This is a genomic window from Flavobacterium sp. ov086 (assembly GCF_900187965.1).
GTDB lineage: Bacteria > Bacteroidota > Bacteroidia > Flavobacteriales > Flavobacteriaceae > Flavobacterium.
In genome coordinates, this window is sequence record NZ_FZNL01000006.1 from 172,448 (window position 1) to 190,400 (window position 17,953).

18 protein-coding genes are annotated in these 17,953 nt (G+C 32.3%); 14 read left to right on the top strand and 4 right to left on the bottom strand.

What is annotated here, in order from left to right; genetic code table 11:
• Positions 1 to 624: 624 nt before the first annotated feature.
• The gene (locus CHB81_RS09160) at positions 625 to 1,128 is read left to right on the top strand and encodes a hypothetical protein (protein WP_089351595.1); all 504 of its coding nucleotides are present in this window, start codon (positions 625 to 627) and stop codon (positions 1,126 to 1,128) included.
• 67 nt (positions 1,129 to 1,195) lie between these two features.
• Here CHB81_RS09160 and CHB81_RS09165 read toward each other — a convergent pair whose 3' ends face one another.
• Complete coding sequence (locus CHB81_RS09165) at positions 1,196 to 1,429, bottom strand: hypothetical protein (RefSeq protein WP_089351669.1); 234 nt, start codon at positions 1,427 to 1,429, stop codon at positions 1,196 to 1,198.
• 545 nt (positions 1,430 to 1,974) lie between these two features.
• Between CHB81_RS09165 and CHB81_RS09170 the strand changes: the two genes are divergently transcribed.
• The 5 genes from CHB81_RS09170 (at position 1,975) to CHB81_RS09190 (ending at position 5,554) form a co-directional block, all read left to right on the top strand.
• Positions 1,975 to 2,580, top strand: coding sequence for a hypothetical protein (locus CHB81_RS09170; RefSeq protein WP_089351596.1), 606 nt, complete (start codon positions 1,975 to 1,977; stop codon positions 2,578 to 2,580).
• Positions 2,581 to 2,665: 85 nt separating this feature from the next.
• A complete protein-coding gene (locus CHB81_RS09175; protein ID WP_089351597.1) occupies positions 2,666 to 3,439 on the top strand; it encodes a hypothetical protein in 774 nt (257 codons plus the stop codon).
• Between the two features lie 59 nt (positions 3,440 to 3,498).
• Positions 3,499 to 4,587, top strand: coding sequence for a thioredoxin family protein (locus tag CHB81_RS09180; RefSeq protein ID WP_089351598.1), 1,089 nt, complete (start codon positions 3,499 to 3,501; stop codon positions 4,585 to 4,587).
• A gap of 95 nt (positions 4,588 to 4,682) precedes the next feature.
• Positions 4,683 to 5,258: a hypothetical protein gene (locus tag CHB81_RS09185; protein WP_089351599.1), complete on the top strand. Its 576-nt coding sequence runs from the start codon at positions 4,683 to 4,685 to the stop codon at positions 5,256 to 5,258.
• 14 nt (positions 5,259 to 5,272) lie between these two features.
• On the top strand, positions 5,273 to 5,554 hold the full coding sequence (locus tag CHB81_RS09190) for a hypothetical protein (RefSeq protein ID WP_089351600.1): 282 nt from the start codon (positions 5,273 to 5,275) through the stop codon (positions 5,552 to 5,554).
• Between the two features lie 269 nt (positions 5,555 to 5,823).
• On the opposite strand, the gene CHB81_RS09195 is transcribed toward CHB81_RS09190, so the two are convergent.
• Positions 5,824 to 6,057: a hypothetical protein gene (locus CHB81_RS09195; RefSeq protein ID WP_089351601.1), complete on the bottom strand. Its 234-nt coding sequence runs from the start codon at positions 6,055 to 6,057 to the stop codon at positions 5,824 to 5,826.
• A 572-nt stretch (positions 6,058 to 6,629) separates the two neighbouring features.
• Here CHB81_RS09195 and CHB81_RS09200 point away from each other — a divergent pair.
• Together CHB81_RS09200 and CHB81_RS09205 are read left to right on the top strand one after the other, a co-directional pair.
• On the top strand, positions 6,630 to 8,933 hold the full coding sequence (locus CHB81_RS09200; protein ID WP_089351602.1) for a TonB-dependent receptor: 2,304 nt from the start codon (positions 6,630 to 6,632) through the stop codon (positions 8,931 to 8,933).
• Between the two features lie 21 nt (positions 8,934 to 8,954).
• Positions 8,955 to 9,746, top strand: a complete 792-nt coding sequence (locus tag CHB81_RS09205) for a histidine phosphatase family protein (protein WP_089351603.1) — start codon at positions 8,955 to 8,957, stop codon at positions 9,744 to 9,746.
• A 330-nt stretch (positions 9,747 to 10,076) separates the two neighbouring features.
• Here CHB81_RS09205 and CHB81_RS09210 read toward each other — a convergent pair whose 3' ends face one another.
• Positions 10,077 to 12,389, bottom strand: a complete 2,313-nt coding sequence (locus CHB81_RS09210) for a glycoside hydrolase family 3 N-terminal domain-containing protein (protein WP_089351604.1) — start codon at positions 12,387 to 12,389, stop codon at positions 10,077 to 10,079.
• A 369-nt stretch (positions 12,390 to 12,758) separates the two neighbouring features.
• On the opposite strand from CHB81_RS09210, the gene CHB81_RS09215 reads away from it, so the two are divergent.
• The 6 genes from CHB81_RS09215 (at position 12,759) to CHB81_RS09240 (ending at position 16,644) form a co-directional block, all read left to right on the top strand.
• On the top strand, positions 12,759 to 13,505 hold the full coding sequence (locus CHB81_RS09215; protein WP_089351605.1) for an NUDIX domain-containing protein: 747 nt from the start codon (positions 12,759 to 12,761) through the stop codon (positions 13,503 to 13,505).
• A 506-nt stretch (positions 13,506 to 14,011) separates the two neighbouring features.
• Complete coding sequence (locus CHB81_RS09220; protein WP_089351606.1) at positions 14,012 to 14,332, top strand: helix-turn-helix transcriptional regulator; 321 nt, start codon at positions 14,012 to 14,014, stop codon at positions 14,330 to 14,332.
• Positions 14,329 to 14,829, top strand: a complete 501-nt coding sequence (locus CHB81_RS09225; protein WP_089351607.1) for an SRPBCC domain-containing protein — start codon at positions 14,329 to 14,331, stop codon at positions 14,827 to 14,829. Before CHB81_RS09220 ends, CHB81_RS09225 begins: the two co-directional genes overlap by 4 nt.
• Before the next feature lie 145 nt (positions 14,830 to 14,974).
• Positions 14,975 to 15,769: an AraC family transcriptional regulator gene (locus CHB81_RS09230; protein ID WP_089351608.1), complete on the top strand. Its 795-nt coding sequence runs from the start codon at positions 14,975 to 14,977 to the stop codon at positions 15,767 to 15,769.
• 86 nt (positions 15,770 to 15,855) lie between these two features.
• On the top strand, positions 15,856 to 16,287 hold the full coding sequence (locus CHB81_RS09235) for a DoxX family protein (protein ID WP_089351609.1): 432 nt from the start codon (positions 15,856 to 15,858) through the stop codon (positions 16,285 to 16,287).
• A gap of 12 nt (positions 16,288 to 16,299) precedes the next feature.
• Entirely contained in the window at positions 16,300 to 16,644 is a 345-nt protein-coding gene (locus CHB81_RS09240) for a dimethylsulfonioproprionate lyase family protein (protein ID WP_089351610.1), read from the top strand.
• Positions 16,645 to 16,702: 58 nt separating this feature from the next.
• On the opposite strand, the gene CHB81_RS09245 is transcribed toward CHB81_RS09240, so the two are convergent.
• Positions 16,703 to 17,716: a zinc-binding alcohol dehydrogenase family protein gene (locus tag CHB81_RS09245; RefSeq protein WP_089351611.1), complete on the bottom strand. Its 1,014-nt coding sequence runs from the start codon at positions 17,714 to 17,716 to the stop codon at positions 16,703 to 16,705.
• Positions 17,717 to 17,953 lie beyond the last annotated feature (237 nt).

The following is a 17,953-nucleotide window of genomic DNA, read 5'->3' on the forward strand; positions in this document are numbered from 1 at the left end:
CTGAATATATGTTTACGAAAATAGATTTTTTTGCTCCCCACTCCTCGAAGTGTTTTTCTGAATAGCTGCGCATTCTAATTATTATCGTCAATAGTACCAATAGGCGTTTGACAATGAATGTTAACTGTAAAAGAGGCTATATATAACAGTAATATAAACTTGGTTATTCTGCTATTTTTATTATTAGTATTCATAAATTAGTCTTCTTTAAGGTTTTTAATTCAATTATTTTATTTGCTACCTATTCAAATACTTAAATTAACATTGAGTTTTACATTTTTTTTAGAAATATTATCAAAATTATAAGAAATGAATCAATCTCACACAAGTATTTATACGTGATTTTCAACGTGTTAATTATATTTTAGCTATGCAACGCACTAAACCCTCGCTCCTCAAATTGTTCATCGCAAACGCTGTGGAGTCTCCCGACTTCGTACACCCTGCTATAATCCATTCCAATTTATCCAAGTTTTTATATTGCTTTATTTGCTTATTGGAACGGGTACGAAGTCGGGAGGCTTCGCAGAGCTAAAAAACCTAGTGAAATTATGATTTTAATTTCTATTTTCGCTTAGTCAAAAAGTACTACGTAATACTGGTAATAATTAAAAATCGAAAAAAATGTCATCAGAAAGTCAATTAACATTTAGAGGTAGACAACTTTGGATCAATGATGCATTCTTGTTGGAATTCTATATTTTCCTTTTTGACCAACTTAAAAATGAAAATCAAGAATTTACTGAACTACAAAATGAGCTAGTTAGAAATATTGATGAGTTGTTAGAAGATATGTCTGGCTTTCTTGATTTTAATGAATTTATTATTTCAGATGAAATGAAAGATATTGTAATCAATTATATTGGCAACATAATCACAAAAATAAACGAAGACGATAATTATTTCTCATTAGAAAATTTAGAAGCCATTTTAGTACAGGTAAAAGCTTATCATTTTAAAAATTTAGACTATGAACCTTCTAAAAAAACATTTAAAAACAAATGTGGAAATGAATTTTCTCCAGTAAAAAATAATTACACAAAAGAATTTATTGAAATAAAAACATTATTTGAAAAAGCAATTCCCGATTATTATAGATTACTATTGAAAACATTAAATGGTAAATAATAAACAAAAAACCTCGACCATTTCAAGATCGAGGTTTTTCATTTATTTCAAATTCCAAAGAAAAAATCTATTCCTTATCCAAATAAGGATTCAAAATTTCGGCTAATTCATTCAACCAATAAAAGCTGTTTTCTATATTGTCTATTCCGTTTTTAAGGGTTTCATTTTTCCTCATAACTTCTAAAGCGAGCAAATAATTTATTTGTCTTATTGCTTTAGCCATATCATTTGGATCGATTGTATGGTTGAAAAAATTCATAAGCCTTTTTTCGGCTTCTTTCGAAAGGGTGTTTGTATTCATAACTTCCATTTGAGTGAATATAAAACCCATGTTGGTAAGTTGTATACGCTATTAAAAGCATCCGTATTGTTTCTAATACAGCAACTACACCACAAGGGCAAATTTTATTTCGTCTTTAAATGTGAAGATTTAAGAATTGCAAATATAAAGAAAAATCTTATAAATAATTAACTGTTTTCAAAATCAATAAAAAATAAAATTTTCTTATGAAAACGAATGTCCTAGCCCTGATGGGAGGGAAAATCCTTTTTTATTGTTTTTCACAATAAAAAAGATTGGAAGGACAGCAGGAAATAGCTTCAAATTAAAATTTAAGTCCCAGATTATCATTTTTTAATCGAACTATAATTTTATCATAATTCGTATTTTCGTTAGCGTCTGCTTCACAAACCAGATTGAGTTTTAGTGAAATTCTCATTTTAATTCCTATTTTCGCTCAACTTAAATTGTTTCCCGATAATGCCAAACCTAAAGAACTATTTATTGAAGATAAGAGATACCAAATTATTGAAAACAAGTAAAACTAAGTATTACAATTAAAATTTATGGCTGAAAAAGTTGAGGATTGGGAAAAAAAGCAAAAAGATTATTTAGCAGTAGCCATAATTTGTCTCATAATTGGTACATACTTCTTTATGAAAGTAATAAATGGCAGCTATATAATAAAACCATCAGACCTTAGTGTTTATGATAATTTAATAACTTCTGAAGTACCAAAATTCAAAGAAACTAAAGGTAAACATGGCAGAAGATGGATAGAGTTCAAATGTGTAGACAACAGATCTACTTTCGAGATTGCAAATTTTGATTATAAATGCATTAACGACAATGAAATACTAAATGAAATAAAAGCCGGAGATACAATTTCAATTGCTATTTTAAAAGGTGATGTAGAAGGCTTTGATAATGATACATCTTGTGAAATTCATTCACTTATAAAAAATGATAAAGAGTATCTAGACCTTCAATGTAGAAACAAAGCAGATAATAAAGATGGAAAAATGGGATTTCTGATCCTATTTGCAATATCTATTATGACCGCAATAGTATATTCATTCTCTGGAAAACCAAAATTATTTAACAAAGTTAATCCAGAAATTATAATTGGTATTATAGTATTAATACTTTTTATTATTCTACGAATTAATTAAATAAAGATAAATACTACCTGACAAAATCACTAAAAACATAATACTTTTATAACCATTTAAAAACCGAAAACCTACACCATAAACTATGGATATAATCCTAACACTTTTTGGAATAATAATGTTCTTCATCACATTAGTGCCTTTTTTGGCAATTGCTTTTTTAATTTTTTATGTGATAAAAAGATCTACAAAAAAGAAATCTCCTGAATTTTTACGAAATGAAAAAGTAGAAATGGAGCGAAAAGTAAATGAATTAAAAAATGATATTGAAAACTGGAAAAATTATACTCCACAAGACATCACTAATTATATGACATATTCATTTAGAAAATCAATGTCAAATACATTAACGGGGAAAATTTATTCAAGAGATAATTCGCCTATAATTGCATTCCAGAGAATAGACAGAGGACTTTATGCCAATGCCAGAATAGTTGCAAGTACTACTGATTTTAAAATTTATATTGAATATTATAACAATGAAAAACTATTCTTTTTTGATGATGTCTATTTAGGTAAAATAATAAATAATTCGGTTATAGTAAATCCGTTACACATACAAATTGGAACTTGCAATCGAGATAATTCCTATAACCAAACTAATTATACAATAGAACTACATTCAAAAAAAGTAGCAGAAATAAACAAAAATTCAGACCGAAAAACCATTGTAAAAAGCCAATATTATAAACCCAGTAGATCTGGCAGCAATTTTAAAACTACACTGGATTCTAGAGAAGTCGGACCGTCTTTTGCTTTAGTAAATTCGATAGATACCGGAGATAGCGAAGAATTAAAATGGATAATTTCGATTGCGATTTTTGAATCCATTTACTATGGATTTGATTTTACTTCATAAGTTGCACAACAAGAATATAAAAACTAGAATTTAGAAAAGAAGCTTACTATACAATTATCATGAAAACAAAAACGCTGTTATTACTCCTTATACTATTCCCTATTTTTTCTTTCAAATCATATGCTCAGAAGCAAGGTAAAATAACTGCTGATCTGTCTAATATTAAAAATTCTTTTGATCATGTGATCATAAAGATGGAAGGCTTTGCAGAATTTGGCGATACAATAACTACCATAGATACTATACAAGCAAAAGGTGGCAAGTTTGAATATCGTTTTTCCGTACCTGAAACAAGAATGACAAGTTTTGAACTTTTAAAAAATAATGAAATAGTAACTGATATTGGGATTAAAGACGCTATGACTTCTAAAGAATGTGGCTTTTTTAGTGAAATCTGTGTTGGAAACGAAGATATCAAAATCAGTTATATTAATTCTGAAAAGGCACCTTTTGTGAAAGCCTATTGCGAAGGTTTAAAAGAAAATAAATGGTATTATTGGTTTGACCCAACTGGAATTGATTACGATAGGGTTACTAAGGAATTTGTCAAAAAACACCCCAATCGTTATGCTGTTCTACAAGCTATTTATTTTCAAAAAGAATTATTCTCAACTACTGAGATATCAGATATGCTAAATTTATTTTCTGATGAATTAAAACAATCCGCTACTTATGGAGTGCTTAAAAAATATCTGAATAAAATGATAGCGCTCGAGAAAACCGAATATGCGAAGAGCTTCAAATGGCAAGATATTAACGGAGTTTCATATGATTTCAAGACTGTTTTAGCGGGTAAAAAATATGTATTATTAGTCTTTTGGTCAAGTACATGCGAAACATGTCGATATCAGATTAAAGCTTTAAAAAAGTTTCAGGAACAATATATCGATCAAGTGAGCGTAGTAAATTTAAGTATAGACAGTGATTTTCAAAAATGGAAAGAAGCGGTTGAAGAAGAAAAAATGACCTGGTATAATTTGTCCGGACTTCCAAATAATAAAGAAGCCATAAAAGAAGTATATTCCATAAGTGAAGTGCCTCAATTTATATTGCTTGACAGTGAAAGTAAATCGGCAATCAAGAACATCACTTATGAATTATTTGAAATTGAAAATTTTATTAAATTATCAAAGCGAATTGCGAAATAACTCCGTTCTACAAAGTCTTATTGTGAACGAAAATATAGTTGGTATATTAGTTATACATTAGTTTAGCCAAACTAAACATACCAAAGAAACAATATATGAAACTCTCCTTTTTAATTTTGCTTTTAGTATTTTTTAGTTGTGAAACTAAAACGAAAAGAGACGCTTCTAAAACAACTAAAACTGAAAATGCTGTAAAAACAAAAACTATAATCGAAAAAAGAAAATTCTTTGTTGGGGACGTAAATAATGACAAAATAAATGATACCGCTTTTATATCCCTAAACCGAAATAGTGAAACTAACGAAATTGAATGCAAGGAAAAAAACTGTTTAATAAATGTAACGTTTTCTAAAAATATTCCTGAAATAAGTTTTGACCAAAGTTTGGGTATTGTAGTAATGAAAACAGATGATTTTAACAATGATAAAGCAAATGAAATAATCATTTTTTCGCGAACAAATGAAGGTTGGTGGAATGACATTTTTGTTTGGACATTTAAAAACGGAAATTGGAAAGAAATTGCTAGAGCAAAAGGATTTATCTCTGAAAACAAGGATTTTGAAAATAGAATTATAAAAGAAAAAAAACATTTTTATTTAATTGGCGAAAATCAATGGAAAGAAGATAAAAATGGGGAATTTGAAAAAACAAAAGTGAGAATATTTGAATAAATTAAAGTTGCTAAATGGATAAACGATTAAACTTGTTTTGGCACGAATTACTAACTCAATGTGAAAAACACGATAAATATGAGTTCTTATTCAAAATAGAATATTGGGGAATTCTATGGATGCCGTGGTTTATTTATATAGCCGATGAATCATTGAAATTTAGTACAAATGAAATTTCAGATGATGACTTAAAAATCTTGATTAAAAATGGATATATTGAATTCATTGAAGAAATCGTACCAACTGACACTATGGATCTTGAAATTAGAAAATACAGAATAAAAAACCACAACTAATATCTATAATCAAAACCCGCTCTACGAAGTGTTCATAGCAAACGCTGCGAAGTCTCCTGACTTCGCACACATTCCTATTAGCCATCCCTATTTATTCAAACATTTCTTAATATCATTAAATTTGCTTATTGGAACGGGTACGAAGTCGGGAGACTTCGAACAACATCCATAAATAGAACATCAATCGAATAGAGAAAAGAATTAAACAAAAAACCTCGACTTCTAAAAAATCGAGGTTCTTTGTTTATTTCTAATTCCAAAGAAAAAAACTACTCCATATCCAAATAAGGATTTAAAATCTCGGCTAATTCATTCAACCAATAAAAGCTGTTTTCTAAGTTGTCTATTTCGTTTTTAAGGGTTTCATTTTTCCTCATAACTTCTAAAGCGAGCAAATAGTTTACTTGTCTTATTGCTTTAGCCATATCATTTGGATCGATTGTATGGTTAAAAAAATTCATAAGCCTTGTTTCGGCTTCTTTCAAAAGGGTGTTTGTATTCATAATATCGTAGTTTAAGAATACACAACCCTTGTATGTTAGTGATTCTAACGCCTACGACAGCACTGACGGTCTTTTCCGATACCGCACACATAATAAAGGGCAAAGTCTATTAGTTCTTAAGGTCGTAGTTTAAGAACCGCAAATATAGAGAAAACCCTTTCAATTAATAAAACTTGATTATTAATAGAGACAAACTAAAAACTTTGTGTCTTTGCTCCCGATAGCTATCGGGATTGCGGGATTATTTCTAAAAAAGATCATTTTATCAAACCGACTACCCTAGCTTCGGCCATTTAATTTTTCTCAAGTTTAAGTTCATATTTTTAAAGACTATTCTTATATTTTTTCTCTTACAAAAAAGCTATATTGATATATTTATAAAAAAAAATCTTATATAACTTTCAAACTTTAACAGCCTTTGAATTAAAATCTTATTACATTAGCTTAATATTGCTTCATAAAGAAGCATTGGTTTTATTGAAATTATTTTGTCTTCATAGGTACCATACAAGACTGAGTACTAATTTTTTATAAACCAAAATAGAAGTTGTAATAAATTAAAACATGTGGATATGAGATGTAAAATTATCTATGGAATTGCTGTTGCAAGTATGCTATTGGGCATCAACGGTTATTCGCAAGTAAAAAAGGATAGTATAGCAAAAGTCGAAAAGGACAAAAAAGAAACAAAATTAGTAAAGGAACAAACTCAAAATATGATGCTTAACGCCTCTAATGATAATGGTCCCCGAAATGTAAATATTGGTTTACCGGCTAGTATTGGAGGAACCACAATTTTAGAAAATGGACTTCCTGTTGTCTACAATTGGCAAAGCCAAAGTCCTACAAGTGTTTGGCGGTCAGGATCTAGTTTTAGCAAGTTTCAGGTCCAAACCGTTGGCGAAACTGCCATTTCTATTGGAGATGTCGGGGTTTCGGTAAGTACTTTCTCTAATAGAGGAACAGAAAAAAAAGAAGGTACCATAGCTTTTAATACTAATAGCTTTGGACTTTTGCGTGGAGATTTGAGTTTTAGTGGCCCTATGAAAAACAACTGGTATTATGCTGTAAGTGCATTTTTAAACTTTGACCCAGGCACATTCAATTCAGATTTCACCAATTATTTTGATAAAACACAAATCTATAAAGGTGTTGTTACCAAAAAATACAATGGTGGGAAAGGAGAAATTTCTGTTCAGTACAAATTTGCCAATTCTGAATCTATAACTTCAAAAGTAAGTCCATATATCTATAATCTGGATGGAACTATTAGCCAATTTGGAGATTTTAAAATAGGCCGCGATTCTTATCTAGAGCGATCAGGAAAATCGACTATTATTAACCCTCTTACAGGACAAAGAGAAATGCTGGATCAAATGAAAGATATGGGATCGACTTCGCATGTAATAGATGTTATGGGGAAAAACGCCTTAAATAATGGTATGAAACTGGATTATATTGTCCGTTTTCAAAATGCTAAATCAGGATTGTATAATCCGTACTACACAAATCTGGGAAAAATTGATCCTTCGAAAAATCGTTATGTATATACAGATAATCAAAACGAAATATATCAAGGCGATTATGTGCAAGGAGTTGCAATGTTAGCAACGCCAAAAATTAATCAAAATACCCTTATGGGGAAAGTGGATTTAAGCAAAAAAACACAAAAACACCATTGGTTAGTTGGCTTAAGTAATTATTATTTTGATATTGATAATTATTATCAGTCAACTTACAATATGGTTCAGGAAGTATCTGCAAATCCAGCCAAATTAATTACTCAGCTAAAAGATGTCAATGGAAACTGGACAAATGCCGCCACAGTAGATAATTATGGAAATGCGGGTTACAATGCCGCTTTGCAATATTATACCGGAAAAGAAAATAAACTTGCCCTTTATGCTACAGAAAAATGGACGGTAAATGAAAAATTAGATTTCAATTTTGGAGCGCGCTTAGAGTGGCAGCGTATTGACGGAATGTGGTATCCTAAATCGAGTAGAGATGCCGCAAAACTAGATGGTTTTACAAATAATCAGATTGACATGTCTAAAAGACAAAGTATCCAGAAAGACTGGTTTAATAAAGCTTTTACTGCTAGTTTTCTTCATAAAACATTTAGTAATGTTGGTTTCTTAGGTGATATATCTTATACTGAAGTTGCCGGAAACTTAAGTAGTTATTCCGGTGCCGATGATCCAAATGTTACACCGTCTCAGATTCCGGGAGCATCTGTTGGAACTTATTTTAACCATCCTATAATTAGTCTGGTTTCTAAAATCACCTATATCCAACGCAATAATTTCAAGAATAACTCTTCTTTTCAAGGAGGACACAAACAGACAATTACCTATGATATTCAAACAATGGGATGGACAACTGATATGGAAGTTAAACCTTTTAAAGGTTTTAAATTTCATGCTTTGCTAACGCTTCAAAATCCGGAATATAAAAATTTCCTTGTCGACTTAAGCGAAGTTCCTGCTGAAGGAAATAAAGTTTATGATTTTAGCGGTGGTACGGCTCGCAGCGTTTCAAAAGTATTGATTGAATTAGATCCTAGCTACTCTTATAAAGATTGGAAGTTATGGGTTAGTACGCGTTATTTTAGCAAAGAAGCAGCAAATTATCCAAATACATTATTCTTTGCAAGCCGTTGGGAAACCTTTGGAGGAGTTGCTCGCAAGCTGAACAAAAAAATAGATTTGAATCTTAATGTGGTAAATTTTTTAAATCAAAAAGGAGCACAAGGATCTATTTCAGGAACCAATACCACTACTATAGAACAAGCACAAGCGTTTGACGGAAGACCTTTGGTTGGAACTTATATCCGTCCTTTTACAGTAGAATTTGGAGTAAAAGCAAAACTATAATAACTAATAAAATCTAATACCATGAAAACGTATAAAATCCTCTTATTGCTGGTTTTCCTTTTTGGAACAACTTCAATAGTTACAGCACAAAAATCAACAAAGTCATCAGAAACAAAATCAAAGATCGTTACTTTTTATATTGCCCGACACGGAAAAACAATGCTTAACACGCTAGACAGAGTTCAGGGCTGGTCTGATGCGCCATTAACTCCGGAAGGAATTGAAGTTGCTGAATACCTGGGTAAAGGACTTAGAGGAATTGATTTTAAAGCTGCTTATACAAGTGATTTAGGGCGTGCAACACAAACTACGAATATTGTATTAAAAGCCAAAGGAGATAAAAAAATCCCCATTATAGAAACAGATGGACTAAGAGAAACCAATTTTGGAAGTTATGAAGGAGATCTGAATTCAAAAATGTGGGGTGATATCGCAATCTATCTTCACTTTAAAAATACTGAAGATCTTTTTGCTGATGTAAAAGTAAATGGAGTAAAAGAACCATTAAAAGTAGTTAAAACACTCGATAAACTAAATATGGCCGAGGATTACGACCAAGTAAGAACACGTACTCAAAACACATTGAAAGATATTGCCGAAAAAGAAGCTGCAAACGGCGGCGGAAATATATTTATGGTAGGCCACGGAATGGCAATTGGGACCATGTTGTCTAACATATCAGGAGAAGAAGTTCCGCGCTCACACATGGCAAATGCCTCTGTTTGTAAAGTAATTTATCAAGATGGTAAATTTACCGTAGAATCTTTTGGTGATACAAGTTATATAGAAAAAGGAAAGAAGGAGTTAAAATAATCTGTTTGAAATATTTACATGATTCTTTAATCACTTCGAGATTTACATAATAAAAACCCGAGCAGCTTAAATTAAGCTGCTCGGTTTTTTTGTTTTTAAAGCAGTTCCGTAGGAACAAAATATATTGTAGGGATGGATTTTAATCCATCATTCACAATCATAATCGCCAATCTTTTCGGAGTTTCTAGTGTGATTTCTCCCTTCGGTCGAAATGATAAACCTTAGCGATTTTGCCTCGCTCGTTGCAATGACACATTTTGTCTTTCATAATGCTAAAAAAACTCGCCACCTGTCCCGATGTTTCGGGATCAGGATAGCGAGTTTAATAAATTAATGTTTCTTATACGCTTCTGTTCTGGCATCTTTTATTACACCTTTCCAGTTTAATCCGTACGCAAAATCATAAACATTTCCTTCCTCATCTTTGTGCGAAACCATATCAAACGGAACATCTTCAAATTGTTTTTCGACAGTTTCCATATTTGCCGGCATCTGAACTGGAAGTAATCCTGAAGGCTCTGTTTTTCCCGAAATAATATCTAAAACTGCCTGAGTAGAAACTCCAAAATTTAAAACAATTCCGTCAACATGTTTTTCAAATTCATTAAAAATCATTGGTTTTGAAGCCGTAACCGATACAATAACAGGTTTTCCGTTCATCATGTCTTTTGTGTCCAAAATTGTTCTTAAATCCATTGTATTTGCAACCGTAACCGTTTTGTTTTTGTAAGTTCTGTCTTTAATTGTTGGATCAATAACCTGATCTCCTGCTGCAATACTTTTGACTCTGGCTTCGGTTGCTGTATAAGTACCATATTGCAGTGAAATTGGAACATAACCATTACTTCCATTCTGTCTGTCTTTCAAATCATAACCACCTTCAAGACTTTGTGGACTCGTCACAAAAACAATCGCAAAATCGGCTTTAGTTGGATCTTCGGTAACATTGTAATATTTCTTTACTAATTCCAGATTTACAGGATAATCCAGTTTTGGCTGGCTTGAAGTTCCCCACCAATCCTTTGTTGAAGCGGTATAAATCTTTGGAATAAAAACAGTTTTCTTTTCTTTCAAAGGAAGAATCGAAGCTTTATTTTTTAATAACACCACTGATTTTAATTGTGCATCATATCCTGCTTTCATGAACTCAGGACTTCCAACGATTGCTTTTGTTTCGGCAACATTTAAATATGGATTTTCGAAAAGTCCCACTCTAAAAATGTTCTTTAATAATCGAACTGCAGATCTTTCAAAACGAGCTCTCATAAAAGATTCACCGTATTCTTTTACTCCTATATCATAAGCTTCCAGAACTGGTTTCTTATCATTGTTTCCACCAAATTGATCTACTCCCGCAATAATCGCTTTGTAATGTCTGTCTGCAATCGAAAGATTCTCAACTCCCCAAGGTTTTCCCGCAAATATGTCTGGTGTTTTTCCTTCGTCGGCAGTAATTAGCCAATCAGTGCAAACCACACCATCATAACCATATTTATCTCTTAATAAGTCCGTTATAATATATTTACTGTAACCGTTGGCGACATTTTCATTGTATTTTTTATCCTGATCAAAAGTGATTGTATAATAAGGCATTACAGCCGAAGCTTTACCAGTTTTTCTTTTTAATTTGAAAGCACCATTTACAAAAGGATCAATATGCTGTTGTAAATTATTTCCGGGATATACTGCAAATTTTCCGTAGGCCCAGTGTCCGTCACGACCACCTTCTTCGGCTCCACCGCTTGGCCAATGTTTTACCATTGCGTTCACACTTTTGTATCCCCAGCCGTCTTTAATTTCGTCTTTACCATAAGAGGTTTGAAAACCATCAATATAAGCACGCGCCATATCTGTTGTTAAAGCGGGGCTTTCGCCAAAAGTCATCGAAATTCTATACCATCTTGGCTCTGATCCCAAATCTATTTGTGGAGACAAAGCAGTTGCAATTCCAAGAGCACGATACTCTTTGGCGGCAATTTGACCAAACTGTTCTACAATTTTTGGGTCAAAAGTAGCGGCCATTCCCAAACCATCAGGCCACATTGATATCGTCCCTCCTGCGCCTGCATTAAACTCCGCAGTTATAGTTGCATTATGACGAGGGTCAGTACTCGTGTTACTCGGAATTCCCAAGCCAATTCCCTCTACAAAAGCCTGCATTTTATTATTCCATAAAGCAGCAACTTCAGGACTTTCGACCTGTGTAATTAATACGTGACGAAGATTATCATCTTTCAAAAAAGCTTTTTGCTGATCTGTCAAATCATAAGCTTTTGCAGTACTTTCTTTAAATGGCTTTCCGTTGTATGTTCCTGCCATAAAACCAGAAACTCCTGCCGGCAAAGATTGATGGCGGCTATAAAGCATTAATCCTGCGATTTGCTCAATAGACATTTGCGAGGCTAAATCCTTTGCTCGTTCATCCGCCGGAAGGCGCCAATCTTCGTATTTATCAAGTTTTCCGTTTTTGTTTAAATCCTTAAATTTCTTACCATTAATAGTCAATATTTTAATTCCGGATTCTGGAGAATATCCTAAATCAGCACCCTTACTATTTTTTATAATAGCAAAATTTTCCTGCTGAGCTTGTGACGTAACACTTATAAAAAAAGCTAAACTCGCTGTAATTATTGTTCTTTTCATATTGTATAATTTTTTAAAATCTAAAATTATGTGAAGCTTTAAAGCTCAAAAAACAGAAGCATAATTGTCATTCTTCTTTGCGCATTATTAATTCATTTTTATACTGCTGATTTCACATTGCTTCATAATGAAGCAATATTAATTACATTTTTCCACATCGACAAATAAATACCAATATAATTTTCATAATCCTATATAAATCAGTTATTAAAAAGCTACATAAGCACCAAATTTTAAATATTAAAATGCAAAAAGAACAATAGAGGTATCAGAAATTATTTAGTACGGATACTTTTAAAAATCAAAAAAAAAATAATCCAACTATGAGTACGCATGAAAAATGAGTAAATTTGGATTTAATTACATCGAATGGAATTTAAAAAATTAGTTGAGCAACAGTCCCAAGAAGCCTGGGAAAAGTATATCCCAACACTCTCTATTGATTGTGTCATTTTCAGTTTTAAAGATACATCGCTTCAAGTCCTTACAATTAAAATGAAAGGACAGGATTCGTGGGGGCTTCCTGGTGGATATGTGCAAAAAGATGAAAATGTTGACGACGCAGCAATTCGCATTCTGAAAGACAGAACGGGTACCGAAAATATTTACCTTCAGCAATTTTATACTTTTGGAAACTTAAATCGTTCCGAAGGAGTTTTTCATGAATACAAGGACACTTTATGGAACAAACAGCGCTTTGTTTCTATAGGTTATTATGCCCTTGCCGATTACGAAAAAGTAAATTTGGTTATTGATACTATTTCAGATGCGTGCCAATGGCATCCTATCGATAATTTGCCTTCATTTATGATGGATCACAGAATAATTTTTGATAAAGCACTTCTTACGCTACGTGAACAATTAAATAATCATCCGATAGGTTATAACCTTCTTCCGGAGAAATTTACCATGCCGGAACTTCAAAAACTATATGAAATAATCTTAGGAAAAAAACTTAACAGAGGTAATTTCTACCGAAAGATTCTGAGATACGATATCCTTACAAAACTCGATGAATCAAGAAAAGGCGGCGCACATAAAGCCCCAGATTTATATAGTTTTGATTTAGAAAAATACGAAGTTGCTTTAAAAGAAGGTTTAAAAGGCAGCTGGTAATATCAATTAAAAATTCCAATCCCGAAGCTTCGGGATAAATTTCAAAATGTCTTGGTTTCATGAGCCTTCGACTTCGCTCAGGGTGACGATGAGAAATTCCAAAAATTAAATTTCAAATTCCAAAGACACAAAATCGCTAAGTTTATACACAATATTGTCATCCGACGTGAGGAGAAATCACACTAGAAACTCCGCAAAGAAACTCACTAATTTTGTCGATCTGCGAGTATGATTTCTCCTTCCGTCGAAATTATAAAGCTTGCGTTTTTATTACTGTCCTTAAAAAAGCTCTATAAAAAGAATATTGCGAAGTCGCAAAGTAAAATTTAAAGAAACAAACTTTGTGACTTTGCGAGATTAAATCTACACAAACCAATTTTAAAAAAAACTTTGTGTTTTAGCGACATCGTGGCATATTTTCAAAAATACTTGTCAAAAAATTTGTGAAACCAAATAGTTGCATGTATATTTGCAACCGATTGGCTTCGTAATTAAAACTAAACATTATGAGACGAGACATTTTTCAGGCAATAGCAGATCCAACCAGGCGGTCCATTATTACCTTAATTGCGATGCAGGCAATGACTCCAAATGCCATTGCTGAGAACTTTAATACTACCCGCCAATCTGTTTCTAAACATCTTCGGATACTTGTAGAATGTGACCTGATAAAACAGGAACAACAAGGCAGAGAAATTTATTATTCACTTGAAATTGAAAAAATGAAAGAGATCGACAAATGGATTAACCAATTCAGAAAAATTTGGGAAACCAAATTTAATCAGCTTGATGAACTATTATTAACAATGAAAAAACAGAAAAAATGAAAAATGATTTGCAATTTGATTTTACCGTTGACAAAGCCATAAAAACGGTATTTATTACGAGAGAATTTGCTGCAGAACTTCCGCTGGTTTGGGACGCTTTTACTAAACCGGAACTTCTGGATCAATGGGTTGCGCCAAAACCGTGGTCGTCTAAAACAAAATATATGAATTTTGAAGTTGGCGGACGAAGATTCTATGCTATGGTAAGTCCAGAAGGATTAGAACGTTGGGCGATTCAGGAATATACTTCGATTACGCCAAAAACCAATTTTAAAATGTACAACACTTTTGCTGATAAAGACGAGAATCCCGAACTTCCGGGTTCTGATTGGGATCATACTTTTAGCGAAGAAAATGGCATCACAAAAGTGAATATTAGCATTTTTAATGAATCTCTGGAACGTTTAGAAAAAATGATTGAAATGGGCTTCAAAGAAGGTTACACAATGTCTATCGATAACTTAGATAAATTATTGGAAAGTTTGTCAAAAAAGTGATTGCTACGAGATAAAATATAAGCAGTTGGAATAATCTCACAATCCCGATAGCTATCGGGATTGCGAGATTATTTTAAAACAACAGCATTTCAACTTGAAACCTGAAACAAAAAATCCTTAAATTTGAAATAAACTTTGACAATAAATGATTGAAATAAAAACATTTGATCAGGCAGCAGATTTAGAAAATCCAAGACGTGTTTTAAAATACGTTTTAGTTTTTTGTACCTCAGGTTCCACAACTATTTCTGTGGATGAAAATGAATTTATATTGACCGAAAACGCTGTTATTACGATTACTTCCGGACAAATTCATTATTTCCGAAACATACAAAACGCAACAGGATTTATTCTGGAATTTACCTACGATTTCTTTTGTAAAGACGATACTGATATGGAATTGATTTTCCATAATGGTTTGTTTTGTCATTTTGCAATGAACGAAATGATCACAGTTGACAATCCTGAAATTATTGTTCGCCAGTTAGAAGAAATTAAAAAAGAACTGATCGAAACTCCCTACCAATATCAAATCTCAATTCACAGCCGAATCGAATTAATTCTGATCGAAATCAATCGTACCAAAATTAATCGTGGCGACGAGATCTACAAACCTGATGCTGTGTTCCTTCATTTTCTGGAAGCAGTTTTAAAAAATTTCGAAAAGAATCTTTCAGTAAACGAAATTGCAGTTTTAATTGGTACGACCGAATCAAAACTAAACGAACTTTCAAAATTACACACCAATAAAACAGCCCAAAACGTAATTTTTGGATTAATTGTTTCTGAAGCTAAACGTCTTTTTACATATGAAAAACTATCAGTAAAAGAAGTTGGTTATACCTTAGGTTTTAATGATCCTTTTTATTTTTCGAACTTCTTTAAGAAACACACCAATATTTCTCCAAAATCGTATAAAGAGAAAGTCGTTCTTTCTTAATTACATGCTTTTTCCAAGATTCTCTATTCTTTAGCAAGCATACTTGCAACATCTTTGTATCATAATAATTACTAACAAATTAGTATATGAAAAGATATCAGGATTATGCAGTTTTGCTTTTGCGAATTGCCTTGGCAACAGGATTTTTATCCGCTGTTTCGAGTCGGTTAGGACTTTGGGGAAGTTACTCTTCAGGATGGGAAAACTTTCTGGATTATGCCGGAAAAGTAAATTCTTTTGCTCCAAAAAACTTTATCCCTGCAATCGCCGTCTTAGCTACTATTACTGAATCGGTTTTGGGTTTACTCCTACTTATTGGCTATCGAACAAAATTTGCTTTGGTTGCTGCCTCAATTTTAACTTTATCATTTGCCCTTGCCATGACGTATTCTTTTGGAATCAAAGATCCTTTAGATTATTCGGTATTTGTGTTTTCTATGGCGGCTTTTCTTTTGGCAACTATAGAAAAATATAAATGGAGTTTAGATGAAATAATTTCGGAAAATAAAACAAATTAAAAATTAGAAAAAATGGAAAGACAAATCACAAAAAGCAGCGAATTAGATTGGAAACCTCTTAAAGAGGAAGGTATTAAGACAGAAGGTATTTACGTTAAAATTCTACGTTTTGATGAAGCAACAAAAAGACCTCCTACGTTTTTATTAAAATTCGAACCCGGAGCTTCGTATCCAAATCACATTCATCCCGCTGGAGAAGAGATCTATGTTCTCGATGGCGAAGTTCGCTCTGGAAAAGATGAATTAAAAAAAGGAGATTATTTATATATGCCACCAGGAAGTTCTCATTCTGTGTTTTCAAAAACGGGTTGCACTTTATTATTTAATATCCCCGAAGAAGTGGTTATTTTGAAGTAAAAAAAACAAAGTCTTTAAAAAAGTATAATTTTAAAGACTTTGTTTTTTTCTATTCCTTTTAAAACTTAATTGCAATCTTACCAATTGTTTTTCCGGATTCTAACAGTCGATGCGCTTCTTTGAAATTTGCTGCTGTTAAACCATCCAATGTTGTTTTTAACGTCGAATGAATTGTACCGTTATCTAATAAAGTCGCTAATTGGTTTAAAATATGATGTTGCTCAATCATATCATCCGTTTGAAACATTGAACGTGTAAACATTAATTCCCAATGGAAACTAGCGCTTTTGCCTTTTAATTGACGAAGATTTACACTCTCGACAGGATCACTAATAGAACCAATATGTCCCTGAGGTTTTATTAATTCTACAAATGCATCCCAATACTGGTTTACATCGACAAAATCCAGAATAAAATCAACGTGTTGAAAACCTGCGTTACGAACTTCTTCTACTAAGTTTTTATGATTTATTACAAAATCGGCACCTTGTTCTTTGCACCATTCAATAGATTCAGGGCGAGAAGCTGTTGCTATTACATTTAATCCTGCAATCTTTTTAGCCAATTGAATTGCGATCGATCCTACTCCACCAGCTCCTCCGATTATCAAAATACTTTTGCCTTTATCTTTTTCAGGATTGATACGGATTCTATCAAATAATATTTCCCAAGCTGTTAATCCTGTTAATGGCATTGCTGCAGCCTGCTCTACAGAAAGTGATTTTGGTTTGTTACCAACAATACGTTCGTCAATAATTTGATATTCGGCATTACTGCCTTGTTTGGTAAGATCTCCGGCATAAAAAACTTCGTCACCAACTTTAAACAAACTTACGCTGTCGCCAATAGCTTCTACAACTCCTACGGCATCCCAACCAATAATTTTTGGCGTTTCAAGAACCGTGTCCTTTGCACTATTCTGGCGTATTTTAAAATCTACCGGATTCACTGAAACGGCTTCAATTTTAACTAATAAATCGCGTAGTCCCGGAATTGGTTTTGGAATATCAAATTCAATAAAACTATCTTCCTTTTCTATTGATAATGAGGTTTTAAATCCTATTGCTTTCATCTTTTTTATCTTTTTATTTAAACTTATATTACAAAGATACACACAAAGCAGGCTCCCGGAATTGTACAAATACACTATGATTTTGTACATCTTTATCGCTAATTGTTTTTTAAAACTTCAATATGAAGAATGATATAAAAACACCTAATTTTCTTTCAAAACTCGATTTTAACAACAATTGATCTAATTAAATGTTATTTTTGATAATCTTTCAAGCCATTTATGAACCTCTTTGGC

Bases quoted from the DNA above. Each gene is read 5' to 3' on its own strand.
- CHB81_RS09160 (WP_089351595.1), top strand. From the start codon at position 625: ATGTCATCAGAAAGTCAATTAACATTTAGAGGTAGACAACTTTGGATC.
- CHB81_RS09165 (WP_089351669.1), bottom strand. From the start codon at position 1,429: ATGAATACAAACACCCTTTCGAAAGAAGCCGAAAAAAGGCTTATGAAT.
- CHB81_RS09170 (WP_089351596.1), top strand. From the start codon at position 1,975: ATGGCTGAAAAAGTTGAGGATTGGGAAAAAAAGCAAAAAGATTATTTA.
- CHB81_RS09175 (WP_089351597.1), top strand. From the start codon at position 2,666: ATGGATATAATCCTAACACTTTTTGGAATAATAATGTTCTTCATCACA.
- CHB81_RS09180 (WP_089351598.1), top strand. From the start codon at position 3,499: ATGAAAACAAAAACGCTGTTATTACTCCTTATACTATTCCCTATTTTT.
- CHB81_RS09185 (WP_089351599.1), top strand. From the start codon at position 4,683: ATGAAACTCTCCTTTTTAATTTTGCTTTTAGTATTTTTTAGTTGTGAA.
- CHB81_RS09190 (WP_089351600.1), top strand. From the start codon at position 5,273: ATGGATAAACGATTAAACTTGTTTTGGCACGAATTACTAACTCAATGT.
- CHB81_RS09195 (WP_089351601.1), bottom strand. From the start codon at position 6,057: ATGAATACAAACACCCTTTTGAAAGAAGCCGAAACAAGGCTTATGAAT.
- CHB81_RS09200 (WP_089351602.1), top strand. From the start codon at position 6,630: ATGAGATGTAAAATTATCTATGGAATTGCTGTTGCAAGTATGCTATTG.
- CHB81_RS09205 (WP_089351603.1), top strand. From the start codon at position 8,955: ATGAAAACGTATAAAATCCTCTTATTGCTGGTTTTCCTTTTTGGAACA.
- CHB81_RS09210 (WP_089351604.1), bottom strand. From the start codon at position 12,389: ATGAAAAGAACAATAATTACAGCGAGTTTAGCTTTTTTTATAAGTGTT.
- CHB81_RS09215 (WP_089351605.1), top strand. From the start codon at position 12,759: ATGGAATTTAAAAAATTAGTTGAGCAACAGTCCCAAGAAGCCTGGGAA.
- CHB81_RS09220 (WP_089351606.1), top strand. From the start codon at position 14,012: ATGAGACGAGACATTTTTCAGGCAATAGCAGATCCAACCAGGCGGTCC.
- CHB81_RS09225 (WP_089351607.1), top strand. From the start codon at position 14,329: ATGAAAAATGATTTGCAATTTGATTTTACCGTTGACAAAGCCATAAAA.
- CHB81_RS09230 (WP_089351608.1), top strand. From the start codon at position 14,975: ATGATTGAAATAAAAACATTTGATCAGGCAGCAGATTTAGAAAATCCA.
- CHB81_RS09235 (WP_089351609.1), top strand. From the start codon at position 15,856: ATGAAAAGATATCAGGATTATGCAGTTTTGCTTTTGCGAATTGCCTTG.
- CHB81_RS09240 (WP_089351610.1), top strand. From the start codon at position 16,300: ATGGAAAGACAAATCACAAAAAGCAGCGAATTAGATTGGAAACCTCTT.
- CHB81_RS09245 (WP_089351611.1), bottom strand. From the start codon at position 17,716: ATGAAAGCAATAGGATTTAAAACCTCATTATCAATAGAAAAGGAAGAT.